Source organism: Corallococcus llansteffanensis, assembly GCF_003612055.1.
GTDB classification, from domain to species: domain Bacteria; phylum Myxococcota; class Myxococcia; order Myxococcales; family Myxococcaceae; genus Corallococcus; species Corallococcus llansteffanensis.
The window spans coordinates 1-22,401 of record NZ_RAWB01000091.1; the positions used below are offsets into that span (position 1 = coordinate 1).

Consider the following 22,401-nt stretch of genomic DNA (forward strand, 5'->3'; position numbering starts at 1 on the left):
GGGCGACGGCGGGCCGGGACTCGCTGCGCACGGTGGGCAGCCACTGGGGCCGGGCGCGCAGGAAGAGGACCATCTGCTCCCGGACGAGGAAGCGCAGGTCGCCCAACTTGTCGGAGTTCGCCGCGCTCACCAGGGCCCGCACCGTGAGGGTCTTGTCCATCACGTCGAAGACCACGAGGGTCTTCACCCGGCCATCCCACAGGTCCCGGCCCTCGTTCGCCAGGATGCGGTCCAGCTCCGCGCGCAGCGCGTCGATGTCCGCCATGTAGTCCACCTGGAGGATGACGGTCCCCATCATCTCCGGGGCCCCCTTGCTCCAGTTCTGGAACGGCTTGTCCAGGAACTGGGTGATGGGAATCACCATCCGGCGCTGGTCCCAGATGCGCAGCACGACGTACGTCAGGGTGATCTCCTCCACCGTGCCGAACTCGCCCTCCACCAGCACCTGGTCGCCGATGCTGACGGGCTGGGTGATGGACAACTGGATGCCGGCGAGCAGCGTGGAGATGGACTTCTGCGCGGCAAGACCGATGACCAGGCCGGCGATACCGGCGGAGGCGAGCAGCGACACGCCCACGTTGCGCACCACCTCGAACTGCATCAGCAGCAGCGCGGCGGCGATGACGTAGGTGGCCACCTCGAACACGGCGCGCAGCACGGCCAGCTGCGTGCGCAGCGCGCGCGCCCGGGGCCGGCTGCCGGCCTCCGGGGTGACGCGGCCCTGGACGAACGCCTCCGACACGCGGAGGAAGCGCAGGATGAACCACGCCACCGCGATGATGACGAGCGAGTAGCTCACCCGCTCGCTCAGGAGCTTCAGCTTGGGGGGCAGCAGCAGGAACGACGTGCCCAGGGCCAGCAGGCCCGCGAAGAACGGCAGCCTCAAGGGCCCCCGGCCCGCGCCCACGAGCTCGTCGTCCCAGGCGATGTTCGTCCAGTGCGCCACCCGCATCGCGGTCGCCAGCAGCAGCCGCTCCAACAGCAGCGAGAGGATCCACGCGCCCAGCAGCGTCACCAGCAGCCCCAGCCACTGCCACAGCTCCAGGCCCATCACGGTGCGGTCGAAGAAGAAGGACGGCAGCGTCTCCGTGAGCAGCGGGCCGTATTCGTCGAAGAGCGGATCCACCATCTTCACGGTAGCCTCCGCGAAGACCCAGGTGGGCACGCCCTCCACCGTCACCCGCTGCAGGCGGATGGGCACGCTCGCACCCTTGAGCGGGATGGCGCCCAGCGAGTCGAAGCGCGAGTTGGCGGCATCCGCCTCCGGCGTCTTGGACAGCACGGACATGTCCACGGCCAGCTCGCGGTCCAGGACGAACTTCAGCCGGCGCGCCAGCTGCGGGCCCTTCGTGGCCTGTTCGGCGGCCGGGAGGAAGTCCAGGTAGAGGTAGTGGGCGGCGCGGGGGTAGTCCCCACGATGCACCGCGTCCAGGAACCCCTGCGTGGTGGCGCGCGGCGACAAACGGTCGAGGTCCTGGGGGACCTGCCCCAGGCCCGGGTTGAGCGCGGCGGCGGGAAGGCCGACCAGGACGCTCCACAGGAGGACGAGGGCCGTCAGGGCCCGGGGGGCTCTCTGCTTCATGGGTGCCTCCATACCCTTTCTCAGCCTCGTTGCCCGTAAAAGTCGGACTTGCTCCGGGGGCGGCCGGGCGGGCGGAAACCCCTGCCGCAAAGAGCCGGATTCCGGGGTCCGGAGCCGCCACGGGAAAGCATTGGTGCGCTGCGAGGTGGTGGGCTAGAACCGACCCCCAAGGAAGGTCGCCGTGTCCGAGCAGAAGCGAAGAATCCTCCTGATTGACGACAGCGAGATCACCCTCGCCATGGAGAAGGCCGTCCTGGAGGCGCGCGGCTACGAGGTCGTGGCCACCTCCACACTCATGGAGTTTGAGAAAACGCTCCAGAGCTGGCGACCGGACCTCATCCTCACCGACATCCACATGCCCGAGGCCAAGGGCACGGACATCTGCCGCACGCTGAAGAACGAGTACGGCACGCAGGACATCCCCATCGTGCTGTTCTCCAGCCTGCCGGACGACGAGCTGTCGAAGCTGGCCGAGCAGGTGGGCGCGGATGGCTCGCTCTCCAAGGTGAACGGCCTGGAGGCAATGGGCGAGAAGATCGACGAACTGGTGCAGAGCATCCTCTGGTGATGCGGATGCGCGCGGTCGTCCTCGCGGCGCTCGTGGGCGCGCTCCTCCCCGGATGCAGGCGACAGGAGTCGCGCCCCCAGGAGGGCGCCTCCCCGACGCCCCAGGTCACCTCCCCCACCGCCGTCGCGTCCCCGCCGGGCGCGGTCCTCATCCTCTCCGCCGACACGCGCGGCTACCTGGGCCCCTGCGGGTGCAGCGAGAACATGCGCGGCGGCATCGGCCGGGCGGCGTTCCAGGTGCAGGAGGCGCGCAAGGGCGGCCAGCCGGTGCTCTACGTGGACGGCGGCAACAGCCTCTTCGGCGAGTCGCACCTCAAGGCGGATCAGGTGCCCCAGGAGGAGCGCAAGGCGAAGGCGCTCGCGGACGCGTTCCGGACCATGGGGCTCGCGGTGCGCGCCACGGGCGAGCTGGACGACACGCGCGGCGCGGACTTCCGCCGGGGCCTGGGGCTGCCGGAGGTGGCGCCGGGCGGGGTGAAGCTGCTGGACGCGGGCGCTCGCAAGGTGGGCGTGGTGGCGGCGGCGTCGGCGGAGGTGCTCGTCCAGGCCAGCCAGCAGGCGCGGGCCCAGGGCGCGGACTTCGTGGTGGCGCTCCTGGACCAGCCGCTGGAGGCCGCGCAGGCCGTCGCCGCGCTGCCGGGGCTGGCCGCGAACCTGGTGGTCGCCACGCACAGCGCCGGTGAGTTCTCCGCGGAGACCAACCGGCTGGTGCGCTCCGACGTGCCGGTGGTGGCGGTGCAGAGCAAGGGGCGCTCGCTGCTGCGCGTGGACCTGACGTACGCGGCCGCGCGTGGGCCGTTCACGCTCCAGCGCTCGCAGGGGGACGTGGACCGGGAGGTGGCGGCGCTGGAGCAGCGCATGGCGCTCCTGGACAAGGAGATCAACCTGCCGGGCATCGACCCGAAGCTGAAGGCGCTCAAGCAGGGCAAGCGCGACGAGTTGTCCGCGCGCAAGCAGGCCTTCCTCACCGCGCCGCCCGCGCCCGCCACCGACGTCAATGGCTTCGCGCTGCGCTTCCTGCCGCTGGAGTCCGACCTGCCCTCCGCCCCGGACACACAGGCGCTGGTGAAGGCCTACGACGCGGACGTGGGGAAGCTGAACCTCGCGTGGGCGAAAGAGCACGGCCAGGACTGTCCGCCTCCCGCGAAGGGGAAGGCAGGGTTCGTCGGCAGCGCGGCCTGCGCGGACTGCCACCCCGACGCGACCACCGTGTGGCAGGGCACGAAGCACCACCACGCATGGGAGACGCTGGAGGCGGTGGGCAAGCAGCACCACCTCAACTGCATCGGCTGCCACGTCACCGGCTGGCAGCAGCCCGGCGGCGTGTGCCGGCTGGACAAGGTGGCCGGGCGCGAGGACGTGGGCTGCGAGAGCTGCCACGGCCCGGGCTCGCTGCACGTGGAGGCCCCCAGCCCGGAGACCATCGTGGGCAAGCCGGGACAGGCCGCGTGCGTCACCTGCCACAACCCGGAGAACTCACCGCACTTCGACTTCGCCACCTACCTGCCCCGGGTGCTCGGCCCAGGTCATGGAAAACCGGTGAAGAGCGGGCAAGCGGGGGAGCCCCCGGCGAAATAGGGGCGCCTGCCCCCACCCAGGGTCCGTCCGGAGGGCATACCTGGCGACTTGTTGTTTGACTGTCAAGAAAGCTGGCGAATACTGCGGACTTCGCCTGCTTCTGGGCGACCTCGCCTGGCGTTCCCATGCCGCCTCTGTCCCTCCTCCTGCTTGCCCTGGCCTCGGTCCCCTCCCCGCAGGGCGTGGCGCCGAAGCCCGTGCCGCCGCCCGGCATGCATGCGCTGCCTTCCCCGGAGGCTCCTTCGCTGACGGCGGATGGGAGCCTGGCCGCGCCTCCGGTGCCCATGGAGGAAGGGGACGAGACGGAAGAGGTGGAGGCCGAGTCCGCGGAGCTGGAGGAGCTGCGCGCGCTGGAAGGCGCCGCGTTGGATCCGGAGTCGAAGCCGAACGCGGAGATGATGCAGTCGCTCCGGCGGCTGGGGCTGACGAACCCGCTGCGGCTGCGGATGCTGGACGCGCTGGAGGAGCCCACCTTCCGCGAGGACGACACGCCCCCGGCGCTGGCGCGCATCACGAACCTGGCGACCCTCGACATCTCGCAGGTGAAGGACCGCTTCGACATCCCGGTCGACATGCAGCCCCTCGTGGCCGAGTACATCCAGTTCTTCCAGGGCCCGGGCCGCAAGTGGTTCCGCAAGTGGATGGCTCGCTCCACGCGCTACCTGCCGGTGATGCAGCCCATCCTGGAGTCGAAGGGGCTGCCCCGGGACACGGTGTACCTGGCGATGATCGAGAGCGGCTTCTCCGCCAACGCCTACTCGTGGGCGCACGCGGCCGGGCCGTGGCAGTTCATCTCCAGCACGGGCAAGCAGTACGGGCTCAAGCAGGACTTCTGGGTGGACGAGCGGCGCGACCCCATCAAGGCCACGCACGCGGCGGCGGCATACCTGAAGGACCTCTACGGCGAGCTGGGCCACTGGTACCTGGCGTGGGCCGGCTACAACACCGGCTCGTACCGGGTGCGCAAGATGGTGGAGCGCTACGGGACGAGCGACTGGTGGTTGCTGGCCGAGGAGCGCGGGCTGGCGAAGGAGACGAAGCACTACGTGCCCAAGCTCATCGCCGCGGCGCTGGTGGCGAAGAACCCCGCCGCGTTCGGCTTCTCCGAGGAGGAGTTCCAGTACGAGTCCGCGCTGGACTACGAAGAGGTGAAGCTCACGGACGCGACCGACCTGGACGTGCTGGCGCGTTCGGCCGGGGTGAGCGTGCTGGACGTGCAGGACTTGAACCCGGAGCTGAAGCGCTGGTGCACGCCCCCGGCGACGGCCGCGAAGCCCTACGTGCTGCGGCTGCCGAAGGGCACCTCGACGCGCTTCGCGGAGAACTTCCAGAAGCTGTCGCCGGCGGACCGGCTGACGTTCCGCGTGCACACCGTGAAGCGCGGCGACACCTTGTCGCAGATCGCCCAGCAGTACGGCACCGCGCCGGAGGCCATCCTCCAGATGAACCGGCTCAAGAGCGCGCGGACGCTGAAGCTGCGCGCGGAGCTGGTGATTCCGGTGCCGTCGGGCCGGGGGGGCAGCGGTGACGCGAGCGGGGCCCTGGCGACGAAGGTGGCGCAGGCGCGGCGCAGCGGCGTGGTGGCGAACCGGCCGGAGGACGAGGTGCCCGCGGGCACGCCCAAGGGCCCCGTGGCCGCCGGCCCGGTGAAGACGGAGAAGGTGAACGGCCGCACGCGCGTGACGTACGGGGTGCAGGAGGGCGACAGCCTGTGGCTCATCGCCAACCGCTTCCAGGTGTCGGTGGACGACATGAAGAAGTGGAACAACCTGCCCCGCCGCAACCGCACGTTGTCGCTGGGCACGCTGCTGACGGTGTGGCCGTCGGAGCCCGCCGGCGCGGGGCCCGCAAAGGTGGAGGAGCGCGGCGGCACCATCGTCGTGGCCTCCGCCGTGGCGGGCCAGGCCCCCGTGGGCCCCAAGGGCAAGGTGCACACGCTCGCTGTCGGCGAGACGCTCTGGTCGGTGGCCCAGCGCTACAACGTGAGCGTGGAGGACATCATGAAGTGGAACCACATCAAGGACCACCGCACCGTCCCCACCGGCAAGCTGCTGTCGCTGAGCGCGCCGTAGCGGTGGCTGAGCGACGGCCGGGGCCTTGCAGTCCCCGGCGTCATGCTCGCCTCCGCACTGCTTCGACAGACGTCCTCCCTTCCCGCTGAAACGCTCGACACGCGGGAGCCCTCCCCCTCCAGCGCGGCAACGCCTTTGCTGCGCTCCGTCCCGTCCCGTGGAGCGGAACGTCCCGGTGACAGGACGGTCGCTGGAGATGAGGGGCGCGCCTCCGCGCCACCCGGGGGGAGCAACACGCTCACGCGCTTCGGTGGGCCGGTCCCTTCCGTCCTCACTCCGGTGACGAGCGGAGCCGCGGTGACGGCCACGGCGCCCCTGGAGCACGCGCGCTTCATGGGTTCAGCGCAGCTCGCGGATGTAGCGGCGGGGGCGGCGGTGCTGGGGCCGGGCGCCCAGGGAGACGGGCTGCGCGCGGTGCAGGGCGCGCTCCTGGACATGGGCTTCGCGCTGTACGGGGGCGTGGATGGGCGCTACGGCCCGGACACGGCCCGCGCGCTGCGCAACTTCCAGGTGCACGCGAGCGCCGCGTTCCCCGCCGTGCGCGCGAGCGGCGTGCTCGACACCGCGACCCTGCGCGCCCTGGAGGGACTTGCTCCGGCGCCGGGCTCCCGGGGGCAGACGCGCGCCCTGCCCTCGCCCTTCTACGCGGGACAGCCGGTGCGCGTCGTCGTTGCCCTGCGCGAGCACCGCACCTTCCTCTTCGACCCGGAGGGGCGGCTCCTGGACATCTTCCCCAACGCCGTGGGCACCGCCCTGACGCCCACGCACCCGGGCCTCAAGGTGGTGCGGGCGAAGCTGGACCAGGTGGCCACGGAGAACGCGGGCGCGCGGCTGTGGAACGACCGGCACGTGTTCGGCGCGCGGCTGCTGGACCTCTCCTGGGTGGACGGCCACCGCAGCGGCGAGGAGCTGCACGGCACCAGCGCGCCCGCGCTGCTGGGCGGCGACGTGTCCCACGGCTGCATCCGCCACGCGGACGAGGACATCCTCGTGCTGCATGACGCGCTCGCCGTGGGGGACCGCATCGCCGTGGTGGAGACGCTCCAGGACCCGCACCTGGGCGTCCCCGTCACCGTCGGCTGAGAGGACCGCCAACGGTGGGGGGGCTCACGCGCTCACTGCTCCTCGAGCATCATCTTCAACTCCCGCACGCGCCGGTTGATGACGTCCCGGTCCAGCGCGCGGAAGTTCTCTGGCAGCAGCGACCGGCTGGTGCACTCCTGCACCGCGACCAGGTTCTGCATCTCGATTTCGAGCGGGTAGCTGGGCGGCACGAAGTCCGTCAGCACCGCGACCAGGTCGTCCTTCGTCACCTGGTCCCGGTTGTCCGCCAGGGCGCGGAACTTCGCGCGCACCATCACGGCTTCGATGTCCGCACCGCTGAAGTCGCGCAAGCCCGCCGGGATGAGCGAGGCGAAGGACTCCACGCCCTCCACCGCGACGCCCGTCTTGCGGCTCATCACCTGGAACAGCTCGTTCCGCTCCGCGTCCGTCTGCGGATAGAAGAGGGCGATGTGCTCCTCGGCGCGCCCCTGGCGCTTCAAGTCGATGGGCAGCAGGTCCGGCCGCGCCGTCAGCAGGAACCAGACGATCTTGCCGCGGTACTGCGTGTTGCCCATGAAGGACGCGATGGAGCCGAAGATGCGGCTGCTCGTGCCGGAGTCCCCGCCGGAGTCGCGGTTGCCGAGGAAGGTGTCCGCCTCGTCGACCATCACCGCCACTGGCCACAGGGCCTTGAGCAGGTTGAAGATCTTCTCCAGGTTCGCTTCGGTGACGCCCTGCCACTGGCTGCGGAAGTTCAGGAACTTCACCACCGGGATGCCAATCTCCCCGGCGAAGCAGCTCACCATGAACGTCTTGCCCGTGCCCACCGGCCCGCTCAGCAGGTAGCCCATGGGCATGACCTCGATGCGGCCCTTCTTCAGGGCGGACGCCGCCTGCCGCAGCATCTGCTTGGCGTGCGCGTGGCCCGCCACCGCGTCCAGGTTGTGCGCCGGCTCGATGAACTCCAGCAGGCCGTGGCACTCCGCCTGGATGAGTTCCTTCTTCTTCTCCTTGAGCAGCTCCGGCGTGATGCGGATCTCCCGCTCCACCGCCTCCGTGAGCACGCGGTCCAGGTTGATGCGCGACAGGCCGGCCGTCATCTTCGCCAGGCCCGCCAGCGGCACCTCCGACAGCGACTGGAGCCGCTTGCCGTCCAGCTTGGAGCGCACGTAGTCCAGGCGCTCCTCCTCGGTGGGCAGGGGCAGCTCGATGGGTGCGACGTACGGGTTGCGGCTGATGCGCGGCGACATGTCCGCCAGGTTCTCCGCCAGCAGCACCACCGACACGTCGCCCGCGAGGAACTGCGGGTCGTGCGCCCACTTGTCCAGCGTGGCCACGACGAAGCGGTCCTCCGCGGACAGGTGGCTCATCTCCCCGCCGGGCACCAGCGTCTCCGCGAAGTCGATGATGAGCGCCAGCGAGCGGCCCTCGCTCAGGCGCATGCGCAGGAAGTTCTCCAGAATCTGGAGCGCGCGGCCCGGGTCGCGAGGCATCACCTTGGCGTAGTCGGTGCCGTACATGGCGTCGTAGCCCGTCATGGCCCGCGCCAGGTCCTTCTGCGTCTCCGGCGTCGCCGAGCGGATGCCCGACGAGCGGTCGTAGAACAGGACGTGGTCCCGTCCGCCGAACAGCTCCTCCGACAGGAAGGTCTTGAGCGTGCCGAAGCCGCGCCCGCCGTCCTCCAACTGCAGGGGCTGCAGGTCCCGCACCGCCCCGTACAGCAGGAAGGTGCTGACGGTCTTCGTGTAGTACTTGCGCGCCAGCTGCTGCGCCCAACGGGGCAGATCCGCCAGCGGATCCGTCTTGCTCACCTTGCGCACCTTCGTCACGGACACACCCCTCCGGTGTCGCGTCCCCCCAGGACCCCTGGGGGGAGGACCCCCAGGCTCCAGCTTAACGCGTCCTGGCCGCGCGGCCGCTCATTCCCGACAACGGGCGGGCGGCAGCTTCCTCAGCGACGCGTCCACCTTGACCGTGGCCCCCGCCGTGGCGGGCGAGCCGACGGTCACGTCCGCGTCGGCGAAGCACTTGAGCTTGAGCGTGAGCTCCCGCGTCCCCGGCGGCACCCGCACCGTGGCCGGCGTGCTGATGCCCAGGTCCTTGCTGCCCAGGAAGATGGAGGCGCCTTCCGGCGTGGATTCGACCCGCACCTCCAGGTCGGAGCGCTCGAGCGTCGCCACCACGTCGATGGCGCCCTCCTTCACGGTCATCGTCTTGACGACCGGCCGGAAGCCCGGGGCGGACACCTCCACGAGCGGAGAGTCGGTGGTCAGGGAGAAATCCCGGTTGACGGGCGAATGATTGCCCTGGGGCCGGGCCACCTTGCCGTCGATCTTCACCTCCGCGTCATCGGGCGAGGTCTTGAACACCAGCACCACCGAGCGCGCCTGCCGCTGCAGCACGGTGCGCACCTGCGCGGCGTTGGAGCCCTCCGTCACCGTCACGGACTGGTTGAAGGCGTCAAAGCCCTCCGCGGTCACCACCACCAGCGCGCTGCCGACGGGCACCTGCTTCAGGATGAAGCCGTTCGCGGGGAACGGCTCCGCGGGCCCCGCGTTGATGGACACCATGGCGCGCGACTTCGCCTCCGGCGTCTTGAGCTCCACCATCACGTAGCCCAGCGCGGCCCTGCTCGGCTTGAACACCACCGCCAGGCCCACCAGCAGCATCAGCGAGGCCAGCCCCACGACGCTGTAGAGCAGCCGCTTGTCCAGACCGCGCAGGCCCAGACCCCGGCCCGCTTCCTCCGCGGACACGTCCTTCGCGTGCGAGTCCTTCACTTCCCTCGACGGCGGGGGCGGCCGCGACGGGTTCCCCGCGCCCAGGACGGGCGGCGTGGCGGGACGCGGCAGGGGCGGCATCGGCTCCGGCGGGGAGTCCGGCCGGAGGATGCGCGGCAGCTGGCTGTCGTTCACCCGGTTCGGCGTCGGACGCGGCGCGGGCGCGTCGTGGGACATCAGGGTGGGCACGTTGGTCAACGACGGGCGCGGCGGCGCGGCCGTCAGCACCGGGGCGTTGTTCTGCGACAAGCGCGGCGGCCCCTGGAGCTGCGCGGGGGTCGGCATCGAAGAGGGCGGCGGGATGACGGCGGTGCGGCCCGACACGTCCTCATCGTCCTCGGCGGAGGCGGCCTGGGACTCCAGCGGGGTGACGGCGCGGCCAATGGCGGCGCCGGGCTGGGTGGTGGGCTCCGGGGCATCGTTGAAGACGGCGTCGCGGTCCACCATCTGCGTCGCCAGCTCCTCGTCCTCCTTGGGAGAGGGCGCGGCGGGCGCGGCGGTCAGCTTGGGCAGCGCGGCGAGCGTGGGCGAACGGCGCGCCCCCTGCCCATTGCCCTGCGCCGAAGCGCTGGGGTTGGAGGGCCGCTGTGGCGGCGGCGACTGCACCGGCTCCACGGCCGGCGCGGACGACGGCTGCACCGAGGGCAGGTTCGTCATGCTCTGCGTGGGCACCGGCGACGGGCCGCTGTAGCCCGCCTCGATGGCCGCCAGCATGCCGTCCGGCGCGCGGATGTCCGCGTACTCGGCCAGGCGCTGCTTCTCGCGCTCCACCTCTTCGGCGAACGTGGACTTCATGTACTGCATGAGGTCCCGGCGGCTGAAGATGGAGTCGCTCGTCAGCAGGAAGCGCTGCAGGTCGTCGCCGAGCTCGCTCGCGTACTGGTAGCGCTCCTCCACGTCCTTCGCGAGCGCCTTGAGCACGATGCGCTCCAGCGCCTCCGGGATGCGCCGGTTGTACGTGGACGGGGACGGCACCTCCGCCTTGCGCACCTTCTCCAGCACGCTGAAGTCGCTGTCGCCCACGAAGAGGCGCTCACCGGTGAGCATCTCGTAGAGGCACACGCCGATGGCGAACACGTCCGAGCGCCGGTCCAGCGGCAGGCCGCGGATCTGCTCCGGGCTCATGTAGCCGAACTTGCCCTTGAGGATGCCCGCCTGCGTCTTGGTGGCCTTGCCCGCCGCCTTCGCGATGCCGAAGTCGATGACCTTGACCTCGCCCTCGAAGGACACGAGCACGTTCTGCGGCGAGATGTCGCGGTGGACGATGTTGAGGTCGCGCCCCATCCCGTCCTTCTTGCGATGGGCGTAGTCCAGGCCCTCGCACATCTTCGCCACGCAGAAGACCACGAGCGGCACCGGCGCGGGCTCACCCTTCTTCCGGCAGCGGTCGAAGATGGCCCGCATGTCCTTGCCGGGGATGTACTCCATCGAGATGAAGTAGCTGCTGGCGATCTGCCCGAGCTCGTAGATCTGCGCGATGTTGGCGTGGGTCAGCTGGACGCTGATCTTCGCCTCATCGATAAACATCGAGATGAATTCTTCATCCTCCGCGATGTTCGGCAGGATTCGTTTGATGGCGACGAGCCGCTCGAAGCCACTGGCGCCGAACTGTTTGCCGCGCCAGACCTCCGCCATGCCGCCGATGTTGACGCGGTCCAGGAGGAGATACTTCCCGAACGGGATGGGTTGCCGCTTCGGTTGAGAGGTCGTCACTTTGGGTGGGGGTCGAGTCCTTGCAAGGAGCCTATCGATCGCGGCTCAGCAGGGTCAACCGCGCGCGCGGACCTATTTCCGCCCGCTTGCTCTGCAGGCGACCTGCACTCACGGCGAAATGGACGTGGCTTCGCTGTCCGGCGCGACGCCGTCCTCCTCGGGGACCCGGGGGCGGATGACAGCGATGCGTGGCTCGCCCCGGAGGGAGAAGACCGCGGGCGCACCCAGGCGCACCTCGGCGGGCAGCCCGACCAGCGTCACCCACGCCTGCCTGCCGTCCCGGGCGGCACAGTACAGCAACGTTCCGGGCCGCGTGCCGGAAGTGTCCAGGGCGGGGCCCTCGCAGCCCGTGCGCACCTGGAGTGCGTAGCCGCCCACCGGTACTCCGTGCACCTGGTAGGGCGCGGCCCCCAGCGTGTCCACGAGCGGCTGGAGGACGCGCGCCTCGGAAGGCACCGCCTCCGGGGTCGCGAGCTTCTGGGCGCCCTCCTGGAAGTGCCGCAGCGCCACGGCGGCCATCTCCGACGCGTCCAGGGGTGCCCTGCCCTCCGCCAGCACCAGGTCCACGAAGAGCGCGCCCACGAGCAGGATGGGCAGCAGCCGGTAGCCCTTGAAGCCTTCCGGCTGCTTGCGCAGGAGCCCCACGCCGAACACGGCGAGCCCCACCCCCGCGAGCCCCAGCACCACGCCCGCGCGCACGGCGGACGGCGGCGAGGCGAAGGAGGAGGCTTCCGCGGACCGGATGCGCAGGGCGTCCACGAGGTCCCCGCCGTAGAGCCACGCGAGCGCGCCCAGGCACAGCAGGTTCGTGACGAGCGTCCTGCGCGTGGGGCCCGTCATCCCGCGAGCGTCCTCGCCGGATCCGTGGCCGCGGCGCGGCGGCTGGGGAAGTAGGCGCCCGCGAGCGCGGCCACGAGTCCCAGGAGCACGCCCCCCAGGACCACGGTCCACGGGAAGGCGAAGAAGCTGTCGGGCTTGAAGGGGAAGTTGGGCAGGTAGCCCGTGGCGAGCCGGTCCACCGCGAAGGCCAGCAGCAGCGCCGCCGCCGTGCCCGTCGCGCCGCCCAGCACGCCCACCACGGCGGCCTCCGCCAGCACGATGGAGCGCACGTCCGCGCGCGAGGCGCCCACCGCCTGCATCACGCCAATCTCCTTCGCCCGCGCGCGCACCGACGAGGACATCGCGTGGGCGATGTTCACCGCGGCCAGCACGCAGATGAGGATGGACAGGAGCGCCAGCGCGGAGGTGGTGAGCGTCACCGCCGCGCCCGCGTTCTCCGCGAGCCGGCGCTCCTGATCATCGATCTCGAAGCCCATCCCCTTCACCGCCTCCACCAGCTCGGACACACGCGAAGGATCCGCGGCCACCAGCGTGACGCCGGAGTAGTTGTCCGCGTCCGCGCCCGCGGCGCGGTTGATGCGCACGGCCGTGTCCAGCGGAATGGTGATGCCCGCGAGCATGGCCCGGTCGGACGCGCCCACCACCTGCGCCTGCTGCGTGGTGCTGGGCCCGCCGGACGTGGCCGCCACGTAGGAGCGGTTGAACTCCACCGGGAAGCCGAAGCCGATGAGCATCTCCGCGGACAATTGCGGCAGCTTGCGCGCGGGCGCGAACGTCTTGTTGTACAGCTCCAGCAGGCGCGTGGAGATGAGCGCGGGGATGGCCTTGCCCTCGCCCGGGTCCTTGAAGTCCTTCGCCTCCGCCAGCCCCACGTCCTTCTGCACGAGGCCGGGGTCCACGCCCACCGCCAGCACCTCCATGCCCATGCGCAGGCGCGAGCCGAAGAAGGTGCCGTCGTAGCGCGTCACCGCCGGCACACGCACGTTCATCTTCCGGTACGTCGTCTCCACGCCCGGCAGCGCGCCCAGCCGCTCCACCGCGGCCGTGTCCAGCTTGCCGCCGCCCAGCAGGCCCAGCGACACCGACGGGGGTACCACGTCCACCAACCGCGAGTCCGTGGGGAAGATGCGCTCGCGGATGACGCGCCCCACGCCCAGCCCCAGGCCCACGAAGAACACGAGCGCGCCCACGCCCATGGCCACGCCGAAGGCGGAGAAGAACGCGCCCTTGCGCTCGCGCGCGAGTGACAACCTCACCAGTCGGGACAGCGCGTCCAACCTCACGGCGCACCTCGCGAGGCCCGGGCCGACGTCGTCTCGGACTCCTCCACGAGCCGCGCGTCCTTGAGCCGCAGCACGCGGCGCGCGACCGCGCTCATGCGCTCCTCGTGGGTGACGGTGAGCACGGTGAGCCCTTCCTTGTGCAGTTCCTGGAACAACTGGATGACGCCCGCGCCCGTGGCCGCGTCCAGGTTGCCCGTGGGCTCGTCGCACAGGAGCAGGCGCGGGCCGCCGAAGAGGGCCCGGGCGATGGCCACACGCTGGCGCTCGCCGCCGGAGAGGCGCACCGGCGCGCGGTCCTGCTTGGCGCCCAGGCCCACGCGCTCCAGGAGGCTGCTCGCGCGCTTGCGCGCATCCGCCGTGGCGGGACCGAAGTGCGATGGCAACAGCACGTTCTCCAGCGCGGACAGGTTGGGGATGAGGTGGAAGGACTGGAACACGAAGCCCACGTGCGTGTTGCGGAAGCGCGCCAGGTCCGTGTCGCGCAGGCCGGTGAGCTTCACGCCGCCCACCTCCACCTCGCCCTTGTAGTGCACGTCCAGGCCGCCCAGCAGGTGCAGGAGCGTGGACTTGCCGCTGCCGGACGCGCCCACCACCGCGACGAAGTCCCCGGCCTCCACGTCCAGCGACACGCCGTCGAGCACACGCACCCGCGAGCCCTCGCCGTCCTCGTACTCCTTCACGACGTCGCGCGCGCGAATCAAGGCGTGGCCGGGGTCGTCGTGGTGGTGGCCGGGGCGGGCGTCAGGCGCAGCGAGATCTCCGCCTGCAGCGCCTTGTCCTTGCGCGACAGCGACATCGTCACGGCGCGCAGGTCATCGGTGGCGTCCAGCCAGCGCACCGTGGTGGCCTTGATGGCGAAGCCGCCAATGCCCCACGCGGCGGACGGCAGCGCCTTCACCGCGTCCGACAGCCTCCGCAGGTCCAGCAGCACCACCACCGCGGCATCCTTGCCCACCGACTTCAGGTCGTCCGACACGGGCCCCGGGCCCGCCGGCTGCGCGAGCGCGGCCAGCGACGACTCCAGGCGCGAGCGGGGGGCCGCGAGCACCAGCCGGCCTTCCTTCGTCAGCGCGAAGTGCGCGCCCTCACCCGCGCGGTACGACGTCAGGTAGGCCTTCTGGCCGTTCAGGTCCACGGCCTCCACCTTCGCGCCGAAGCCGGGCGCGAGCCCGGGCACCTTCTCCAGCGAGGCCTGCGCCTTCGCCGCGTCCTGCGTCTGCGCGAGCACCACCAGGTTGACGAAGCGGAACGGGTTCGTGCGCCGCAGGTCCAGGTCCGGCAGGCCCGAGCCCAGGTTGACGTTGGGCGCGAGCGACAGCGCCATCACCATGCCCGGCTTGAGGTTGTCCAACACCTCCGTCTTCATGTTGAAGCCCGCCTGCTGCACCGCGCGCGTCACCTGCCCGCCCACGAGGTACGGCCACGCGCCGTCCAGCTGCGCCGGGTCCCCCCGGAAGCGCGCCACGAAGAAGGCATCCTGCGGCAGCCAGCCCGCGAGCGACTCGTCGCCCTTGGGGTCCAGCGCGGCGAGCGACGCCTGCGAGTCCGGCCACGGCGCGTCCGCGCGCAGCGTCACCGCGCGCTCCTCGATGTGGCCCGTGAAGGTGATGCCCTGCACGGTGCCCGCGGGCAAGAGGCCGGAGCCGCCCGGCAGCCACACGTGGAAGTCCCGGTCGCCCGTCAGGCGCTTGAGGGACGCCTCCAGCACCGGCTCCTTCGCGAGCGAGTTCTCCTCCGACAGCGCCGCCAGCTCCGGCAGCCGCTTCACCGACGCGCCCGCCGACAGGAGCACCAGGTCGTGCTTGAGGAAGAGCAGGCCCAGCGCGGGCTCCGGGGCCCCCGGCCGGCTGAAGGTGACGAGCCGCCCCGCGTCCGACTTCGTCTCCTTCTCCTCCGTCGCGCCCAGCCGCGAGCGGGCGAAAGTGGCGAAGGTGGTCTTCAGCTTGTCCGCGTCCTTCACGCCGATGACGGACACCGCCTGCGTGCCGCCCAGGAAGGCCGCGCCCGCGCCGCGCTTCGGGTCGATGCCGGCGTCCTCCAGCGCCTTCCTGCTGCGCAGGTCCACGCCCACCTGCCGCATCACCGCGGACACGTAGCGCTCCGCGCTGGGGAAGTTCTGCAGCTGCGCGAGGAACGAGGCCACCTTGAGGTTCTGGAAGCGCGCGAGCTTCTCGCCCAGCGTCCCCAGGTCGTCGATGACGACGGCCGCCTGCGCCGTGCGCGGCAGGTAGCGCGACACGCCCGCTGGCGAGGACGCGGGACCGGCCGCGTCCTTCCCGCAGCGCGAGCAGCCGGCGAACACGACCAACAACAGGAGCAACGGGATGAACCCAACGCGGCGGAGCATGGGCGGCAGGACAGGATGCCTTTGACGGAGAGTCAATCTATTCGTGCGACGTCGCGGGCCCCCGCCACGTTCCCAAGGTGGCACGGTGAACAGCTCCCACGAAAGCTCCCGCGCAGCGGCCCGGCTTGCGGGCGCGTGCCCGGCTCACCGCACGCGGGTGCCACCGTGCGGCAGCGGCCCGCGCGTCTCCTCGGTGAAGTCCAGGAAGCGCTCCATCTGGCGCACCGTCTCGTCGGTGGCCTCCGTCTCCGCGGAGAGCACGTCGAGCTGCCGGTTGACGCTCTCCGGATCGCGGATGGCGATGGACTGCTCGTGCGTCAGCCGCATCAGGTCCTCGATGCCGGCGAGCTGGTGGCTCACCATCTCGCGGCTCTCGCCCGCCTGCTCGAAGCGCACCAGGCGCTTGCGGAGGATCTCCACGCGCTTGTCCTTCACTTCCTTGAGCCGGGGGTTCGCCTCCTGGGCGACCTCCGCCTCCAGCGCCGCCACCTCCCCCGTCAGGTGCTCCCGGTCGGAGCCGCTCAGGTAGGTGCGGTACTGGTTGAGCGCGGAGATGAGCCGCAGGAAGGACGTGAGCAGCGCGTCCAGCTTGGGCTCGCTGTCCGCCACCAGCACGCGGCCGCCGGGCAGCTTGCGGTAGTTGGCGAGGATCTTCTCCTTCAGCCCCACGAGCTGCTGGTAGTGGTCGCGCTGCGACGGCGCCAGGTCCGCGAGCAGGGCGTCCACCGCCGCGCGCGCGGCCTCCGGGTTGTCCGGCGTGTTCGCCCGCACGGCGCGCTGGAAGCGCTTCATGGACGACAGGACGCCCAGGTACAGGCCCTCCACGCCCAGCGCCACCAGCATGGGCAGCGGCTCCTGCGTCACGGCGCTGGACATGGCCGCCGTCGTCAGCCCCACCAGGTTGGCCGGCAGGAGGAACGCGGCCTTGATGTAGTTCGGTGTCTTCGCCACGTCCGACTTCCCTTCGCGCGGGCCGTCACGGCCCACGCGCCTCGGAGACATATTTCAGCGCGCCCAGGTCCCGCGTGTCCTCCGCCGGGGGCGGCGCCGTCCCGCGCTTGAGCTTCTGGAAGAGCGCCGCGGCGCTCTGGAACAGCTCGTCATAGGTAACTGGCGCCTCGCCGGATAGTCCGAAGAACGCCCGATTGTCCGCAAGTGTCGCGGGCGGTGCGCTCCGGATGGCCTCCGTGGGGTCGCCCAGGTACGGCGCCACCTCGCCCAACATCCGCGCCCCGGCCGCCGGGTCCTTGAGCACGCCCTGCCCCGCGTCCAGCAGGCCCCGCAGCACCCGGCGCACCGCGTCCGGGTAGCGCGCCGCGAAGTCCCCGCGCGCCACCAGCACCGTGGCCAGCAGGTGCGGCGCGTCCGCCGTCGTCGCCAGCACCGTGCCGCCCCGGTCCCTCGCGGCCAGTTCCACGTCGCCCCAGAGCCCCACCACCACGTCCGCGCGGCCTTCCCGGAGGGCCCTGCCCGCATCCAGCGTGGAGGGCAGGTCCACCCACCGCACGTCGGAGGTGCGCAGCCCCGAGCGCGACAGCACCCAGAGGGCGAAGTAGTGCGAGGAGCCGAACGGATACACGCCCACCCGCTTGCCGCGCAGGCTGGCGAGGTCCGGCACGCCCACGGCCGCCATCGCCTCCTGGCCCCGGCTGCGGCCCACCAGCAGCACCGTGCGCGGCGCCGCGTCCCGGAGCGTGGGCGCCCACGACGCGAGCCGGTCCACCGACAGCGCCGCCATGTCCACGCCGCCGTTCTCCGCGCCCACGGACAGGGCCTGCTTCAGCTCCTCCTCCCGGGCGAAGAGCACCGCGCGGGCATCCAGCGCGTAGGCCGTCTTCAAGAGGCCCTGGGCCGCGCCCGGCGGGGTGGTGGGATTGTCCAGCGTCGTGGCGCCCCCGGTGGCCACCAGCAGCGCGGCGGCGGAACCCCGGGGGGTGAAGCCGATGAGGACGGGCCGCAAGGGCACGGACGCCACGTCCGCGACGGGGGCCGCCACGCCGGCGGGGAAGTCACCGGGGGACAGCCGCACGGCTTCGCGGGTGGACGGGAAGAAGCGCGCCTGCAGGCGGTCCAGGTAGCCCGCCCGCGAGGCGAAGACGTACCCCGCGCCCAGCACACAGAGCGCGAGGAAGAGAAAGAGGCCGGGTCCGCGGTGCAGCTTCATCCGTGTGCGCCGGCCTCTTTCATGAGGCGGAGATCTACTTGATCTCCACCTTCTTGCCGATGGTCTTCTCCGGGCCCGCCCCCACGTCCGACACGGGCGCGGGGCTGCTCAGCAGGCCCATCTCCATCTTGAACTGCTTGACCAGCTCGTCGCCCTGGATCTTCTCGGCCTCTTCTTCGATGGCCGCGGCCTGGTGATCCACCGACTCCAGCGCCATCTGCATGCGCGCCTCGTTGATGGCCGTCTTCTCCTGCACCTTGCGGAGCATCTCGTCGTGCGTGGAGTCCACGCCGGCGACGGTGAAGGACTCCATCGTGTCGGCGACCTTCGCCTGCCACTTGGCGCGCCGCGCGTCCCGGACGGCGTTCATCGCCTCCTGGGTCTTCTTGTCCTTCTCGCGCATGAACGCCTTCTTCACGTTCAGCGCCTTCTCGTAGGCGAGCTTCGCGACCTCGAGCTGCTGCTCGTTGCGCGCGAGGGCCTCCTTCTCGCCCTGCAGCTTGGTCGCGTAGGAGCCGGCCAGGTCGTCACGGCCCGCCTGGATGGCGGCCTTGACCTTGGCGGTCAGCTCCCGCACGTCCTGCTGGTACTTCATGTTCTCCTTCTCGAGCAGCGTCACATTCGCCCGGACCATGGCGATGGACTCATTCATCTTGGGGACCTGGTCGTTCAGGTCACGGATGTTCTGCTCGAGAATCAGCTCCGGATCCTCGATGGAGGAGACGAAGAAGCCCGCGAAGCTCCGCATCGCTCTCTTGAATCGTTGCCACATGTCGGCACTCACCTCCACCTGTGCGTAATCCCAACCACCTTACACGAACTCCGTCGCCCACAAGCACCCGGCCGGAAGGCTCTGTCAGGGTGCCTACGCCCGGCCCGGACGGATGATTGCCCCAGGGGCTCCCCTGCCCGCCGGCCCGGCCGGGGTCGGGGCCACCAACCGGCCCCTCCCGCCAGCTCCACCCATTAGGGGCCTGCCCGGGGTCGCGAAAGACGCACGGCCGTGAACTTGCCGCGAGGGGAAGAAGCGGGGAAAACGGGCGTGTCGCATGGACACTCCTCCTCCCGTCGCCTTTGAGAACGAACTCGCGCGGGTGGTGAGCGCCCAGCGCCAGCGCGTGCTGGGCGCGGGGGCGGTGGTGCGGCTCGTGGGCACGGCCGTGTTCCTCGCGGTGAGCGTGGGGCTGTGGCTGTCCGGCGCCCAGGACTGGGCGCACTACCCCGCGATGCTGGTGGGCTACGGCGTGGTGGTGGCGCTGCTGTTCGCGCTGCGCTTCCGCCCGGTGACGCGGCAGCTGAGCCTCGTGCAGTCCGTGGTGGACGTGGCGCTGGTGTTCGGGCTGCAGATGGTGGCGCTGCCCGTGTCGCCCTTTCCCGCGGGCGTGGCGGGCTTCAGCCTGGGCCTCTTCGCGCTCGTGGTGGCGCTGAGCGGCCTGGAGCTGCTGCCTCCGCTCGTCTACGGCACGGCGGGCCTGGCGACGCTGGCCCAGGCGGTGCTCATGCGCGAGGCGGGCGTGGGCTTCGGCGCGGTGGCCGTGGCGGCGGTGACGCTGTTCCTGGTCGCGGCGGTGAGCCACTACGGCACCGGGCGGCTGCGGCAGCTGGCCATGGACCTGTCGCGCGCGGAGGTGGCGCGGCAATTGGAAGCCCGTCGCACCTCCGAGGTGGAGGAGGCGCACCGCACCATCGAGCGCATGCTGGCGGAGGCGCACGCGCGCAACGCGCAGCTGGAGGCGGTCCAGGGCCACCAGGAGCAGCTGATGCAGTTCCTCGTGCACGACCTGCGCTCGCCGCTGTCCGCCGTGACGCTGTCGCTGTCGTGGATGGAGCAGGAGCTGCCCGTCGGGACGCCGCTGGTGGAGTCGGTGCGCACGGGGCTCGCCGTCACCGCGCGGTTGGACCGGATGATCTCCGACCTGCTGGACGTGCCCCGCCTGGAGCAGGGGCGACTGGCGCCGCGCAAGCAGCCCTTCCCGGTGGCGCCGCTGCTGGACGAGGTGCGCCGCTCGCTGGACGGCGCGGCCCGCCTGCGGAAGATCCGGCTGGAGCTCGCGTCCACCCCGGGCCTTCAAATCGTGGGCGACGCGGGCCTGCTCATCCGCGTGGTGGAGAACCTGGCCACCAACGCGCTCCGCTACGCGCCGTCGGGCGGGCGGGTGCGCCTGGAGGCGGGCGAGACGCAAGGGCTGCAGTGGCTGGCGGTGCGCAACGACGGCATCGCCATCCCCCCGGAGGCGCGCGAGTCCCTCTTCGACAAGTACACGCAGGGCAGCCGTGAGAAGGAAGGCCGCCGGGGCTATGGCCTGGGGCTGTACTTCTCCCGGCTCGCGGCCGAGGCGCATGGTGGCCGGCTGGCCGTCGAGGACGCGGAGGGCTGGTCCACGTCCTTCGTCCTGCGCCTGCCGCGCTAGCCAGGCGGGCCTTCCGCCTCAGCGCAGCTTCGCGCGGGCGAAGAGCTTCGCGGCCTGCGTCCGGGCGTTGCCCAGCACCTGCGAGGCATCCAGCGTCGTCAGCTCGCCCTCGCGCAGCACCAGCTTGCCGTCGATGAGCACGTGCGACACGTCCGTGGAGCGCGCCGAGTACACCAGCGGTCCCGTGACGTCGTCCGGCAGCGGGCAGAAGTGGAAGCCGCGCGTGTCCACCACGGTGAGGTCCGCGCGCTTGCCGACCTCCACCGAGCCCACCTCGTGCTCCAGGCCCAGGGCGCGCGCGCCGTGCAGCGTGGCCATCTCCAGCACGTGCATGGGCGTCATCGCCACCGGGCCCACGCGCGGGTTGTGCAGCACGGACGCGAGCCGCATCTCGTGGAAGAGATCCAACGTGTTGTTGCAGGGCGCGCCGTCCGCGCCCAGCGCCACGGGGATGCCGTCCGCGAGCAGCTCCGGCACGCGCGCGTAGCCCGACGCGAGCTTCAGGTTGGAGCCCGGGCAGTGGCACACCACCGTGCCCGATTCGCGCAGGAGCGCCTGCTCCTTGCCCTCCACCCAGACGCAGTGGGCCAGCGTGACGTGGGGCCCGGTGAGCCCCAGTCCGTGGAAGAAGGCGATGTTGTCCTGGCCGGTGACCTGGCGGACCACCTCCGTCTCCTTCGGGTTCTCGCTCGCGTGCGAGTGGATCCGCACGCCCTTCTCGCGCGACAGCCGGCCCACCTCCCGCAGCAGCTCCGGGGTGCAGGACAGGGCGAAGCGCGGCGCGAACGCGTACCGCAGGCGGTTGTCGTGGGTGCCGTGCCAGCGTTCCATCAGCGCCAGGCTCTCCGACAGCGAGTCCGCCGTGGTTTCGCGCAGGCCCCGGGGCACCTCCGCGCCGGAGTCCATCATCGCCTTGCCACCGACGAGCCGGAAGCCGCTGTCGCGCGCGGACTCGAAGACGGCGTCGTAGTGGTGCACGGTGCCCATGTCGAGCGCCGCCGTGGCACCGGAGCGGATGAGCTCCGCGAAGGTCAGGTCCGCGCTGGCGCGCAGGGACGCCGGGTCGTGCGCCGCCTCCATGGGCCAGATGCGCTCGCGCAGCCAGTCCAGGAGCTCGCGCTTGTCCGCGTGGCCCCGGAACAGCGTCTGGCAGGCGTGCAGGTGGCCGTGGATGAGGCCGGGCATCACCACCTGCCCGGTGAGGTCCAACAGGCGGCGGGGCCCCTTCACCTTCAGGCCCCGGCCCACCTTCGCGATGCGACCGTCCTGCACGAGCACGTCCGCGCGCGGCAGCACCTCGCGCTCGCGGTTCATGGTCACGACGGTGGCATTGGTCAGGAGCAGATCCACGGCGGGGGAACCCTAGAGGAAGGCGCGGGTGAAGGCGTGCGGCAGCAGCTCTCCGAGCGAGTAGCGCGCCTCCGCCCCGGAGAGGGTGCGGCTGCGCACCGGAATATCAGGCCCGGCGAATTCGGCCATCACCTGGCGGCACATGCCGCACGGGGGACAGGGGTCCGGGGTGTCCACGACGACGGCCACCGCCACCGGCTTCTCCCGGCCCTGGGCCACGCCCGCGGCGAACGCGTTGCGCTCCGCGCACACGGTGAGGCCATAGGTGGCGTTCTCCACGTTGCAGCCCGCCACCACGGAGCCGTCCGCGTACAGCACCGCGGCCCCCACCGGGAAGCGCGAGTAGGGCACATGCGCGCGCTGACGCACCCGCAGGGCCTCCTCGAACAGCCGCTCCCAGGGAATCTCGTCCGCCATGCCGCCCTCCTTCGCGGGCCCCGTCACGGGTGCCCGTCCATCCCGGGAGCGCCTAGCGGCCGCCCGTCAACTGCTCGTCCAGGTGCCGGGCGATGGCGAGCTCCACCTCCACCGGCAACTCCACGAAGCGCACGCGCACCACGGGGCCCTCGGCCCCGGCCTTGGGCGGCAACACTTCCCCGCGCACCTGCAATTCCTCCAGGGACGGGGGCAGCGCGAAGCGCACCTCCACGGACTGTCCCGGGTTCAGGGC

Annotated in this window: 18 protein-coding genes; 5 read left to right on the forward strand and 13 right to left on the reverse strand. The window is 71.3% G+C overall.

The window, feature by feature from the left end; translation table 11 throughout:
* On the reverse strand, positions 1–1,582 hold a 1,582-nt coding region (locus D7V93_RS11345; protein ID WP_120643421.1), incomplete at its 3' end, for a mechanosensitive ion channel family protein.
* 181 nt (positions 1,583–1,763) lie between these two features.
* On the opposite strand from D7V93_RS11345, the gene D7V93_RS11350 reads away from it, so the two are divergent.
* From D7V93_RS11350 to D7V93_RS11365, 4 genes are all read left to right on the forward strand, one after another.
* On the forward strand, positions 1,764–2,150 hold the full coding sequence (locus D7V93_RS11350) for a response regulator (RefSeq protein ID WP_120625879.1): 387 nt from the start codon (positions 1,764–1,766) through the stop codon (positions 2,148–2,150).
* Positions 2,151–2,155: 5 nt separating this feature from the next.
* On the forward strand, positions 2,156–3,727 hold the full coding sequence (locus tag D7V93_RS11355; RefSeq protein ID WP_120643433.1) for a multiheme c-type cytochrome: 1,572 nt from the start codon (positions 2,156–2,158) through the stop codon (positions 3,725–3,727).
* 125 nt (positions 3,728–3,852) lie between these two features.
* The gene (locus D7V93_RS11360; RefSeq protein WP_120643422.1) at positions 3,853–5,799 is read left to right on the forward strand and encodes a LysM peptidoglycan-binding domain-containing protein; all 1,947 of its coding nucleotides are present in this window, start codon (positions 3,853–3,855) and stop codon (positions 5,797–5,799) included.
* A 297-nt stretch (positions 5,800–6,096) separates the two neighbouring features.
* Positions 6,097–6,882 carry a L,D-transpeptidase family protein gene (locus D7V93_RS11365; RefSeq protein ID WP_244237239.1) on the forward strand — a complete coding sequence of 262 codons (786 nt, stop codon included), beginning with the start codon at positions 6,097–6,099 and terminating at the stop codon, positions 6,880–6,882.
* A gap of 32 nt (positions 6,883–6,914) precedes the next feature.
* Here the strand turns inward: D7V93_RS11365 and D7V93_RS11370 are convergent, their stop codons facing one another.
* The 9 genes from D7V93_RS11370 to D7V93_RS11410 form a co-directional block, all read right to left on the reverse strand.
* Positions 6,915–8,672, reverse strand: coding sequence for an ATP-binding protein (locus D7V93_RS11370; RefSeq protein ID WP_120643434.1), 1,758 nt, complete (start codon positions 8,670–8,672; stop codon positions 6,915–6,917).
* A 90-nt stretch (positions 8,673–8,762) separates the two neighbouring features.
* Positions 8,763–11,336 (reverse strand): serine/threonine-protein kinase, encoded by a 2,574-nt coding sequence (locus tag D7V93_RS11375; protein ID WP_120643424.1) that lies wholly within the window; start codon positions 11,334–11,336, stop codon positions 8,763–8,765.
* Between the two features lie 108 nt (positions 11,337–11,444).
* Positions 11,445–12,176: a hypothetical protein gene (locus tag D7V93_RS11380; RefSeq protein ID WP_120643425.1), complete on the reverse strand. Its 732-nt coding sequence runs from the start codon at positions 12,174–12,176 to the stop codon at positions 11,445–11,447.
* Entirely contained in the window at positions 12,173–13,459 is a 1,287-nt protein-coding gene (locus D7V93_RS11385) for an ABC transporter permease (RefSeq protein WP_120643426.1), read from the reverse strand. The genes D7V93_RS11380 and D7V93_RS11385 overlap by 4 nt, the downstream gene beginning before the upstream one ends.
* Positions 13,456–14,160 (reverse strand): ABC transporter ATP-binding protein, encoded by a 705-nt coding sequence (locus tag D7V93_RS11390; protein WP_120643427.1) that lies wholly within the window; start codon positions 14,158–14,160, stop codon positions 13,456–13,458. Before D7V93_RS11390 ends, D7V93_RS11385 begins: the two co-directional genes overlap by 4 nt.
* Positions 14,157–15,806, reverse strand: a complete 1,650-nt coding sequence (locus tag D7V93_RS11395; protein ID WP_120643428.1) for a hypothetical protein — start codon at positions 15,804–15,806, stop codon at positions 14,157–14,159. The genes D7V93_RS11390 and D7V93_RS11395 overlap by 4 nt, the downstream gene beginning before the upstream one ends.
* Before the next feature lie 144 nt (positions 15,807–15,950).
* Positions 15,951–16,757 carry a hypothetical protein gene (locus D7V93_RS11400; RefSeq protein WP_120610492.1) on the reverse strand — a complete coding sequence of 269 codons (807 nt, stop codon included), beginning with the start codon at positions 16,755–16,757 and terminating at the stop codon, positions 15,951–15,953.
* 25 nt (positions 16,758–16,782) lie between these two features.
* On the reverse strand, positions 16,783–17,970 hold the full coding sequence (locus D7V93_RS11405; RefSeq protein ID WP_120643429.1) for an ABC transporter substrate-binding protein: 1,188 nt from the start codon (positions 17,968–17,970) through the stop codon (positions 16,783–16,785).
* A gap of 34 nt (positions 17,971–18,004) precedes the next feature.
* On the reverse strand, positions 18,005–18,742 hold the full coding sequence (locus D7V93_RS11410) for a PspA/IM30 family protein (RefSeq protein WP_120643430.1): 738 nt from the start codon (positions 18,740–18,742) through the stop codon (positions 18,005–18,007).
* Positions 18,743–19,019: 277 nt separating this feature from the next.
* On the opposite strand from D7V93_RS11410, the gene D7V93_RS11415 reads away from it, so the two are divergent.
* Complete coding sequence (locus D7V93_RS11415) at positions 19,020–20,381, forward strand: sensor histidine kinase (RefSeq protein WP_120643431.1); 1,362 nt, start codon at positions 19,020–19,022, stop codon at positions 20,379–20,381.
* An 18-nt stretch (positions 20,382–20,399) separates the two neighbouring features.
* On the opposite strand, the gene D7V93_RS11420 is transcribed toward D7V93_RS11415, so the two are convergent.
* The 3 genes from D7V93_RS11420 to D7V93_RS11430 form a co-directional block, all read right to left on the reverse strand.
* On the reverse strand, positions 20,400–21,731 hold the full coding sequence (locus tag D7V93_RS11420; RefSeq protein WP_120643432.1) for a 5'-deoxyadenosine deaminase: 1,332 nt from the start codon (positions 21,729–21,731) through the stop codon (positions 20,400–20,402).
* A gap of 12 nt (positions 21,732–21,743) precedes the next feature.
* Positions 21,744–22,148: a cytidine deaminase gene (locus D7V93_RS11425; protein WP_120643435.1), complete on the reverse strand. Its 405-nt coding sequence runs from the start codon at positions 22,146–22,148 to the stop codon at positions 21,744–21,746.
* Positions 22,149–22,200: 52 nt separating this feature from the next.
* Positions 22,201–22,401, reverse strand: a 201-nt coding sequence (locus tag D7V93_RS11430) for a PilZ domain-containing protein (RefSeq protein WP_244237240.1), incomplete at its 5' end; no start/stop codon positions are given.